This window comes from Spirosoma endbachense (assembly GCF_010233585.1).
Classification (GTDB): Bacteria; Bacteroidota; Bacteroidia; order Cytophagales; family Spirosomataceae; genus Spirosoma; species Spirosoma endbachense.
In genome coordinates this window covers 4708353-4717250 of sequence record NZ_CP045997.1, presented here as the reverse complement: position 1 = coordinate 4717250, position 8898 = coordinate 4708353, and the positions used below count along the sequence as shown (strand labels likewise).

Annotated in this window: 10 protein-coding genes; 7 read left to right on the top strand and 3 right to left on the bottom strand. The window is 44.7% G+C overall.

Annotated elements, in window-relative coordinates:
* The first annotated feature begins 506 nt into the window (after positions 1 to 506).
* The 4 genes from GJR95_RS19020 to GJR95_RS19005 all read left to right on the top strand — a co-directional run bounded on the left by GJR95_RS19020 (position 507) and on the right by GJR95_RS19005 (position 4554).
* Positions 507 to 1592, top strand: a complete 1086-nt coding sequence (locus tag GJR95_RS19020) for a glycoside hydrolase family 43 protein (RefSeq protein ID WP_162387366.1) — start codon at positions 507 to 509, stop codon at positions 1590 to 1592.
* Between the two features lie 279 nt (positions 1593 to 1871).
* Positions 1872 to 2684 (top strand): SMP-30/gluconolactonase/LRE family protein, encoded by an 813-nt coding sequence (locus tag GJR95_RS19015; RefSeq protein WP_162387365.1) that lies wholly within the window; start codon positions 1872 to 1874, stop codon positions 2682 to 2684.
* A gap of 299 nt (positions 2685 to 2983) precedes the next feature.
* Positions 2984 to 3796, top strand: a complete 813-nt coding sequence (locus GJR95_RS19010) for an alpha/beta fold hydrolase (RefSeq protein ID WP_198424864.1) — start codon at positions 2984 to 2986, stop codon at positions 3794 to 3796.
* A 320-nt stretch (positions 3797 to 4116) separates the two neighbouring features.
* Entirely contained in the window at positions 4117 to 4554 is a 438-nt protein-coding gene (locus GJR95_RS19005; RefSeq protein WP_162387364.1) for an acyl-CoA thioesterase, read from the top strand.
* Positions 4555 to 4611: 57 nt separating this feature from the next.
* Here GJR95_RS19005 and GJR95_RS19000 read toward each other — a convergent pair whose 3' ends face one another.
* A complete protein-coding gene (locus GJR95_RS19000; protein WP_162387363.1) occupies positions 4612 to 5247 on the bottom strand; it encodes an HAD-IA family hydrolase in 636 nt (211 codons plus the stop codon).
* A 490-nt stretch (positions 5248 to 5737) separates the two neighbouring features.
* Here GJR95_RS19000 and GJR95_RS18995 point away from each other — a divergent pair, with 490 nt between their 5' ends.
* Complete coding sequence (locus GJR95_RS18995; RefSeq protein WP_162387362.1) at positions 5738 to 5929, top strand: hypothetical protein; 192 nt, start codon at positions 5738 to 5740, stop codon at positions 5927 to 5929.
* Between the two features lie 93 nt (positions 5930 to 6022).
* Here GJR95_RS18995 and GJR95_RS18990 read toward each other — a convergent pair whose 3' ends face one another.
* A complete protein-coding gene (locus GJR95_RS18990; protein ID WP_198424863.1) occupies positions 6023 to 6952 on the bottom strand; it encodes an aldo/keto reductase in 930 nt (309 codons plus the stop codon).
* Between the two features lie 31 nt (positions 6953 to 6983).
* A complete protein-coding gene (locus GJR95_RS18985; RefSeq protein WP_162387361.1) occupies positions 6984 to 7358 on the bottom strand; it encodes a response regulator in 375 nt (124 codons plus the stop codon).
* A gap of 549 nt (positions 7359 to 7907) precedes the next feature.
* On the opposite strand from GJR95_RS18985, the gene GJR95_RS18980 reads away from it, so the two are divergent.
* Both GJR95_RS18980 and GJR95_RS18975 read left to right on the top strand, forming a co-directional pair.
* Positions 7908 to 8099 (top strand): hypothetical protein, encoded by a 192-nt coding sequence (locus GJR95_RS18980; protein WP_162387360.1) that lies wholly within the window; start codon positions 7908 to 7910, stop codon positions 8097 to 8099.
* A 177-nt stretch (positions 8100 to 8276) separates the two neighbouring features.
* Positions 8277 to 8858: a DUF4468 domain-containing protein gene (locus GJR95_RS18975; RefSeq protein WP_162387359.1), complete on the top strand. Its 582-nt coding sequence runs from the start codon at positions 8277 to 8279 to the stop codon at positions 8856 to 8858.
* Positions 8859 to 8898: the final 40 nt, after the last annotated feature.

Genomic DNA, 8898 nt, shown 5'->3' with positions numbered 1-8898 from the left:
ATGCTTCCAGAGCCACTTTGGCTTTAAAGGCAGGCGAGTGCTGCTTGCGTTTTGCTTTCATTTTGAACCACTATTTACAGCTTGTTTTTCAACTTAGCTAGTGGTCCTAATTTGGGGGAGTACTATAGTGGAATTGAAATGATGTTTCGTAGATCTTCGTCATTACCGCATCCAACCTTCTAATCGTACCTGAGTGGAATTGAAATGTAAATGAGCGAGGGGATCAATCGAGTTGATTTTTTACGGCTCGATCAACAAAAGTCAAGCACGTGGATAAGGCGATGTTGGATGAATCCAATGAACGAACTTACCGCTTTTAATCAAAGAGCCGTAGCCGCTAGTTAGCCAAAATGGGATTAATCACCGACCTATTACTGGACGGATAGTGTAGTCGAAAGTAGAGTACTATATAAATGTGGTTTTCTATTATATCTTACGCACTATTCATTGAAAGGCAAAAAACAATCGCACTCGCCCATTTTTTAGACTACGATAAAAAAGTAATTATGAAGCTTACAACGTTATTTACTGTATTGATTATTTCCTTTGGCGGAGCTTTTGCCCAATCTAAAAAGGCATCAGCCCCCGACGGTTTAACTGTAAAAGAACAGCTTAATATTGGAAAGGAAAAACAGGTCTGGATGCTGACTTACTTTCGCCAGCGTTACCCTACACGGATAGAGGTTGATGCGCAGGGAAAAACCATTGAAGTTCCACTTCCTGATCCTATGCTGATTAATAAGTTGCACATCGCCTTGTCTACCGATGGACGGCATTGGACACCGTTAAACGATAATAAACCCATTTGGGAGCAGCATGTCCGTGATCCGTACGTTCGTCGAGGCCCTGATGGCCTTTGGCGAATATTGTCTACGGGTGAGGGAAGAGGTAATGACCGGGAGAAAGTCGGCCCAAGTTGTCTCTATATAACATCCAGGGATTTGATCCATTGGCAGGTTGACGGTACGTTGCCGTTGATGAAGGACGTACGGGATGAATCAGGAGCTTTAGCTGGAAATATTTGGGCTCCCGAATGGTTTTATGATAAACAGACAGGCGAGTATGTCTTATTCTGGTCGTCGTCATTTAAAGATACAGGCTGGAAAGAAAGTAAACTTTGGTACTCCAGGACTCGTGACTGGAAAGTATTTACGCCTGCAAAAGTATTTTTTAATCCCCCTTATTCGGTCATAGACGGAACTTTGTTAGAACATCAAGGGACCTATTATCTCTTTCATAAGGAGGAAGAATTTGGCGCTAAAACGGGTGAAAGAAGGGCCATTCGGGTAGCCACTTCGAACAGCCTGGGGGGGCCATACCACCTGATTGAAGGACCGCTGAATAATGGGCAGATTGTTCCGGTAATCACCGAAGGACCAACCGTAATAAAAGACCCTGTAAAACCAGGATTTTTACTGCTGTATGATTACTGCATGACGAATCGTTTTGGTGCTTCTTACTCACCCGATTTACTTCACTGGGAAGTTGAAAAGGACATTAGTTTTCCTGCTGACGCCCGGCATGGTTGTATTTCCCTGTTAACAGCAAAGGAGGCTGAAATTTTACTGAAAACGTATTCAACTAAAAATTGAGCACTGGGCAACTGTTTACTGATGAGGCTCACTGATTAAGCGGGATAATCCAGGAAAGCCAATAAAATACGCTTACCAACAAGCGAATTGCTTGCCAACCGATCAAAGTATTTCCGGCAATTCAACCAATAACTGATTATAAAGGAGAAGTAAAGTGCTTTTCTAACTAAATGTAGCGGCACTCATTAACTCAATTCTCAAGGTGAGCTAGTTACGGGTCATTCGTTCACCCGCCTTAATCGGTTTGATTCTGCTAATCTCAACTCAAATGCAATTTATATGAAACTCGTACTCGTTTTGTGCTGCCTGCTGTTTGGCATCAATAGCCAGGGCCAACATCAACTGAAAAAAATTTGGGAAAGTGATAGCACACTGGCCATTCCTGAATCAGTATTACCCGATAAAGATGTTCTCTATGTATCGCTGATTGATGGTAGTCCCTGGGACACAGATGGTAAGGGTGGAATTGCCAAGCTGGATAAAAATGGCAAAATTATAAATCCAGGTTGGGCCACTGGCTTAAATGCTCCAAAGGGAATGGGGATCTGGCGTGGAAAATTGTATGTAGCCGATGTATCGGAGGTCGCTGTCATTAATCTGTCCAATGGGAAGGTAGAATCAAAAATTCCCGTTGAATCGGCCACTGGATTGAACGATATTACGGTTGATGATAAAGGCACAGTCTATGTATCAGACAGCAAGCTTGGCACAGTTCATCAACTGAAAAATAACCAGGCAACTCTTTATCTAAGCAATTTAAAAGGAGTGAATGGTTTAAAAGCGGTTGGTACAGATCTCTATATTCTGACCGCTAAAGAAGTATACAAAGTGGGTACTGATAAACAGCAAACTGTGGTTGGAATGATGGAGTTAGGTGGAGATGGTATTGAGCCTGTAGGTAAAGGAGACTTCATCCTCTCTACCTGGGCCGGTGTCGTTTATTACATGGGCAAGGATGGAAAAATGGAAACCTTATTGGATACGCGTGCTCAGAAAAAGAATACGGCTGATATTGGTTACGATCCGGCTCAGCGCATCATTTACATTCCCACCTTTATGGCTAAGTCGGTCGTTGCTTACCAACTTAATTGATTCAGGATTAATCGTTCTACCCCCTGTTTCAAAAATCGGCCTTACCCGGATCGTTGATGACAATTGCCAGCTTAGCTGGACGTTGCCGTCAACGATCCGGGTATCCTATTTTTACACAAAAGACCTCTTCTTTGAGCATTGGACTGGAACAGGTAGTATCAGTATCATTCTGCAACGAACCGCTTAGATGGCGTGAGTACCCCCGCACATTGTCGTATTTGCAACCGCCCGAGTTAGCCTCAGGCAACTACTTTTGAGGAACAGATACTAATTCAATTTAGCTAGCCAATCGGATTGTAATGATGGAACTTCATGACGACGACCTGAAGAAATTCGAAGCCTATGGTGCGCCACCGCTTCCTCAGGCAAGTGTAGAAGGCTACGTCGACCATGACAATGCTCGAATCTGGTACGCCGTTTACGGGTCTGGTCCGGCGGTGATCTTATTGCACGGAGGGTTGGGTCATAGTGGCAATTGGGGTAATCAGGTACCCAGTTTGATCAGTTCGGGTCGTAGTGTTGTACTCATCGACAGCCGCGGCCATGGTCGAAGTTCGCGCGATTCGAGACCCTATACCTATGAGTTAATGGCCACCGATGTGCTGGCTGTCATGGACACATTGCGGTTGGAAAAGGCACCCCTGGTTGGCTGGAGCGACGGTGCCTGCATCGCATTGATCCTTGCCATGAAAGTTCCGGCGCGTATTGCGGGTGTATTCTTCTTTGGCTGTAACATGGATCCTGGCGGCACTCGGGAGATCGAATGGCCTAATCCAGTTATCGACCGTTGTCTGGCCCGCCATACCAAAGATTACCACCAACTGTCGACTACTCCGGACCAATTCGAGGTATTTTTCGAAGCGGTCGGCCTGATGCAGCGGACCCAGCCTACTTATTATGAACACGACCTGGCGGCTGTCGAAAGTCCAGTGGTAATCGTACAAAGTGAGTTTGATGAGTTTATCAAAGCCGAACACGCTCACGATCTGGCCCGAAGTATTCCCGGAGCCGATTTAATCATCCTGCAAGGGGTAAGCCATTTCGCTCCTTTACAACGACCGGAGTTGTTCAACAAAGTAGTAGAAGCCTTTCTGCAGAATGTCGCTTCCTGACACGTTGAACCTATCAATCTTTCTAATTAATACGCATCAATAAAAAAACTCTGCAAGGGAAAGGGCATAAAAAATGCCTTTGTAGTTAGAATACAGAGGCAGAGAAGCGATAACAAATTTAAAACGCAGTGAAAAACTTTTTATTGTGTAGTCTGCAACCAATTAGACCTAATTTTTCACTTTATTTTTAAAAAGGTTGGTTCTGGCTAAACGATGAATGTACCCAAACTAGCCAGTTATTATAAACAGGCGTTTTTTGTAAACTTGGAGCTGAAAGCTGGTCAACAGCCGAGTGTGTTCTAAACTTTTGCCCGGTCCTGATGCGTACAGCAGCCAAAACACGTAGCGATTTCTGCTATTTTCAATCCATAACCACGCGATGGATGGACAACGATATGTATGGACATGTCAACAATGTAATTTATTACAGTTGGTTTGATACCGTTGTCAATCAATTCCTGATCATAAATAAGGCGCTTGATCTTCAGAAGAGTCCTATTATCGGTTTAGTTGCCGAAACCCAGTGTTCCTATCTCCGTTCCGTTTCATTCCCGGATCGCATCACCGTAGGGCTTGCCGTTTCCTATATCGGAAATTCCAGCGTACGCTATGAACTGGGTATTTTCAAAAATGACGATGATCAGACCGCTGCCCACGGACATTTCGTTCATGTTTACGTGGATGGGGATACCCAGCGCCCTACACCGTTGCCCGAATCACTCCGTATTCTGTTAGAAACCGTTCAGCTTCCCGGTTAAAATCACCGGTTTACCGCTTGGTGTTAATAGTAAAGGATATTTATTGAAAAGTACGACTCAGTTGATACCAAGCACGGCCCTGGATATAGCAGATGCTGTGTAGAAAATGGAAATATCAGTATGAGCTTCCAGTACATCAGGGCGGGTATACCCCCAGGCAACTGCCCCAAAGGCAATAGAAGCTTCCCGAGCGGCTTCAATATCCCGGATCTCATCGCCTACGCAAAGCGTTTCAGCAGGCAGAACACCACACGTTGCCATTGCCTTTCGGAATTTGGGCTGCTTGCCGAAAATCGATGTGCCACATCCATAAAACGTAATCAACGAGGCACATTCCCGACCTAAGACCTGGCGAATATTTGCTTCACTATTCGAGCTGACAATGGCTAGTCGGACCCCAGCGTCAGTCAATTCCTTCAATAGTTCAGCTATATTCTCGAAAAGTTTGATCTGGTCAATATCGCGGGCCATAAGCCGGATAAATGATCGGGCAATCAGCGGAATTTTCCAGGCAGGCAGCCTGGCCTGCTTCATCATCTGTCGGGCGTCAAGTCCACGCAACTGGTCAACGTTTTCTGGATCGATTTTTGGGAAATTGTACATACTGGCCAGCGTGTTAACTGTACGTAGAAAATACGGAAAGGAATCAGCTAACGTACCGTCAAAATCAAAAATTACCAGCTTGTAGATCATAAGTGCGATGTGTAATCTGGGTTGGTTTGGGTTCACCTGAATCGGGCAATCAGGCTGGCTGGCAATTTAGCCAGATTCAATTTGATCAGACTAATCTTTATCGCACGAAAATTTTTATTGCAGGCCTTTGTGCCACGGTTTTACACCGTGGCACAAAGGCCTGTACTATTGAAACTATGAATGACAGTCGTCGATGAACGGCCAATCGCTGCGATTGGCACTAACTTTGTAAGTATATGATTTATTGTAATTTGTACATCTTTTTTTAGGAACTACTTTTTACGATTCAGCAAAGCTCAGGTTTGGCAGAAGAGGGCATTGAGGTCATGGTCTAATGCTTACCGTTGACAGCCAGTGAACTAATATAAAGCTGGAAGAAAGCTATGGGCTCTTCCTTTTATAGCCAGGGGGGACATGGCTCGTTTCGGATCTTTGTAAATGGCATAGCTATTGCTTATTTGGATTGATTCACAATACAATAATTCACCGTATGGATCCAACGAACTACGAAACTCTTCAACTAAAAGGTGAAAGCACGCGCCAATATTGCTTTCGGCTTCTTCACTTTGCTATCAAATACCGTATCAATAAAGCCAGTAATTATCGATTCGTTGCCGATCAAATCGTAAAACAGGATCTGATTATCCAATTTACCCAGTTTGTTCCCCCGCCAGTCCATTAAATGGACAGTTTAACGGTTAGAAACCTCATGCTGCTCTGGCTGAATCAGTCGGTTACTACCAGGTTCATGGCTGAGAATCTAACCCCATTGTATTTACAAACTGGCCAGATAAGCAGCCAGCTTAGCCTGTCCTTTTTCATCAGGTAATCGACCGTAACCAGCCCCCATATTATCGAGGAGGTGTTTGGGGTCGGATGTGCCAGGGATCACGCAGGTAACAGCGGGATTGGACAGGATAAACTTGAGAAAAAACTGTGCCCAGCTTTTGATATCATACTCTGCCGACCAGGCAGGTAATGCTTTTCCTTTGACCAGCTGAAACAGTGAACCGCTTTCAAACGGTTCATTGATAATAACGGCCACTCCTTTTTCGCGGGCGGTCGGTAGCAGACTTCGCTCGGCATCACGAACGCGGATGGAGTAGTTTACCTGCAAAAAATCAATAACATCGCTTTTAATGACGCGTTCGAGTTGATCATGGGCCAGGGTTGTGTAATGAGTCACCCCAATGTATCGAATTTTACCCGACCGTTTCCATTCCCGGAGTGTCTGTAGCTGAGTTTGCCAATCCACCAGATTATGCACCTGAACTAAATCCAAGGTTTTTCGGCGCATCTTACGAAACGAATCGTTTAACTGATCGATACCCGCCTGCCTGCCAGTAGTCCAGACTTTAGTGGCGAAAAAAAAGTTCGTATTTAAGCCTGCTGTTGTGGTTAGATCACCGATCACTTCCTCGGCTCTACCGTACATCGGAGAGGCATCAATCAATTTGCCGCCCTGCTGCTGCATTAGGGTAAGTACCTGACGAAGAGGTTGCCGTTCGGAATCAGATGAGCCAACATCGAACTGTTGCCAGGAACCCAGGCCAACAATGGGCAGTAATTCCTCCGAAGAGGGAATAGGTCGTTTCAGCATCAATTGATTAGTAATTGCCTGGTGTGGAAACGGATCAAACAACCCACCTAAGCCTGCTACTATTGTCTGCTTGAGCATAGCCCGCCTGGAAAGCTGCTTTTTCATGGCATTTACGTCAATAACCTAAGTTACACGGTTAGTTAAACTGGTCAGGCAATTCGATTCCCAGCGTACGATCGGAGTTGCCGGTTTGGCGAAACAGGCTTGTGTACTTCTTCTCCGTGCCGAGCTCAATTGAGGTTTTTTGCCGGGTAGCAATAGCCCTTAACATCAGAACCGGCACGCTGCGTAAAACGGGATGCGCCTTTAGTTCTTTCAAAAAAGAGAGACTATCAACACATGAATCGACAAGAATCATTAGTGGGGGAAGACCATTCAGTAAATCCGTCAAAAGACTGGCATCGATCTGTCGGACTTTCAGGGTAAAGCGGGCATAGATCCGTTGAAACGTTGGGCCAAGCTGCTCATTGAACTGCTCGCGATTGTCAGTCAATACCAGTATCGTTTCCATGTCAATTGCCCCAAACGTTCAGCCCAACCACCTGTTATTTTGAGTAACTAATTAGTCGTAATAATGTTTGCTAATTGATCGAAATTCTGCGAAAATTATCTCTGGTACCCACAAGACTTTACATTCTAGGACTTTCGCATCGAGCCGTGCCACCGCACGGCGGACCGTGGTTTGTATGCACATCACTAGTAACCACCATCCGCGGCTCGATGCGAAAGTCCTAAATTGAACAGGAGTTTCAGTATCTGGAAACATACGTGGCTCTGCCATGTGCCCGATTCTCTCGTACGATGTCTTTCAACTTAAAATCTGGCTGAATTGGGATGGAAGCCTATCCGGAAGAAACACGGTAGGTACATAAAATTTAGTATTCTTTGCTAAATACAAATGACTTACCCGCTTCAGCTTAGTCATAATACTGACATCGTTCTCCAAATAAGCTAGTTAATCCCAACAGTTAAATATTATTGACCTTATCACACATGACCAAAAACCTACGAGGTCTGATCTTTCTGGGTTTTGTTATAAACGGGTGAGGCAACTACTGCTATGAGTCTATTCATTACCTTCTATGTTGCCCCAATGCTTTTCATCCTGATATGTGGTTGGCTGACCGATTCTCAGGAAGCAACCATGCAAATAGCCATACCCATCGCCATTATACCCGTTCTAAACGTTTTGGCTACCATTGGCTGCATAGGTGTTACAATTCGCACAATGATGGATTGGGTTAATCGCTAGAAACCAGTACTTTAGCTGACTGGGCAATCGCGTTCACGGACAATTGAATGCCAGAAGTCTCAGAAAATGGGAGTTGGTAGAAAGACCCTTTTTCTACCGGTTAAAAAGTGCTTTACGCCCGGTGCACGATTTAGTACGTTCTTTATCGACGAATATACCTGATAAAGAAATTAGCTGATGAAGCACTATCTATGGTTGGCTTTTTACCTGCTGGCAGGAATTAGCTATGCCCAGAAGAGAACCTATACACTCGCCGATATGCCGTTTGAGATTGATTCAATAACGGGTGGGGTCGTCTACAAGGGTGTTATTAAAACTCCGGGGGTTACTGCCGATCAACTTTTTTCCCAGGCGAAATTGGTTTTATCGACCCTTTATCCGAAAGATAACCAGATTAATCAGGCTGAAGATCAGGCGAAGGGATTGATAAGAGGCAGAGGCCGGGTATTTATTCCCATGAATAGCACACGAGTTGGTGAAACCAATTGGAAGGCCTATTACGAAGTACCTATCGAAATACAGGTGAAAGACGGCGAATACAGCTACCTTATTTCGTCTATTGATATGGTAAATAAAGGGAAAAAGACCAGCCTGAATACGGAGATCAGTAAGGATTTGCCAACAATACGTCAACAGGTTCTTTCGCTGGAGGAATACGATCGATCCCTCCGCAGTGTAAGGCCATTTATCAAGTTCATAAAAGAATTAAAGCGGGGTATGAAACCTCATTCAAGTGATCTTTTTAGCTGGCTTCGCTAAAAAAAACGGCTGAAATTCTTTTCTCGGATGTAATGTCGGT

Coding starts and splice junctions, on each gene's coding strand:
- GJR95_RS19010 (WP_198424864.1), top strand. CDS start 2,984: ATGATGGAACTTCATGACGACGACCTGAAGAAATTCGAAGCCTATGGT.
- GJR95_RS18990 (WP_198424863.1), bottom strand. CDS start 6,952: ATGAAAAAGCAGCTTTCCAGGCGGGCTATGCTCAAGCAGACAATAGTA.
- GJR95_RS18995 (WP_162387362.1), top strand. CDS start 5,738: ATGGATCCAACGAACTACGAAACTCTTCAACTAAAAGGTGAAAGCACG.
- GJR95_RS18985 (WP_162387361.1), bottom strand. CDS start 7,358: ATGGAAACGATACTGGTATTGACTGACAATCGCGAGCAGTTCAATGAG.
- GJR95_RS18975 (WP_162387359.1), top strand. CDS start 8,277: ATGAAGCACTATCTATGGTTGGCTTTTTACCTGCTGGCAGGAATTAGC.
- GJR95_RS19015 (WP_162387365.1), top strand. CDS start 1,872: ATGAAACTCGTACTCGTTTTGTGCTGCCTGCTGTTTGGCATCAATAGC.
- GJR95_RS18980 (WP_162387360.1), top strand. CDS start 7,908: ATGAGTCTATTCATTACCTTCTATGTTGCCCCAATGCTTTTCATCCTG.
- GJR95_RS19005 (WP_162387364.1), top strand. CDS start 4,117: ATGCGTACAGCAGCCAAAACACGTAGCGATTTCTGCTATTTTCAATCC.
- GJR95_RS19020 (WP_162387366.1), top strand. CDS start 507: ATGAAGCTTACAACGTTATTTACTGTATTGATTATTTCCTTTGGCGGA.
- GJR95_RS19000 (WP_162387363.1), bottom strand. CDS start 5,247: ATGATCTACAAGCTGGTAATTTTTGATTTTGACGGTACGTTAGCTGAT.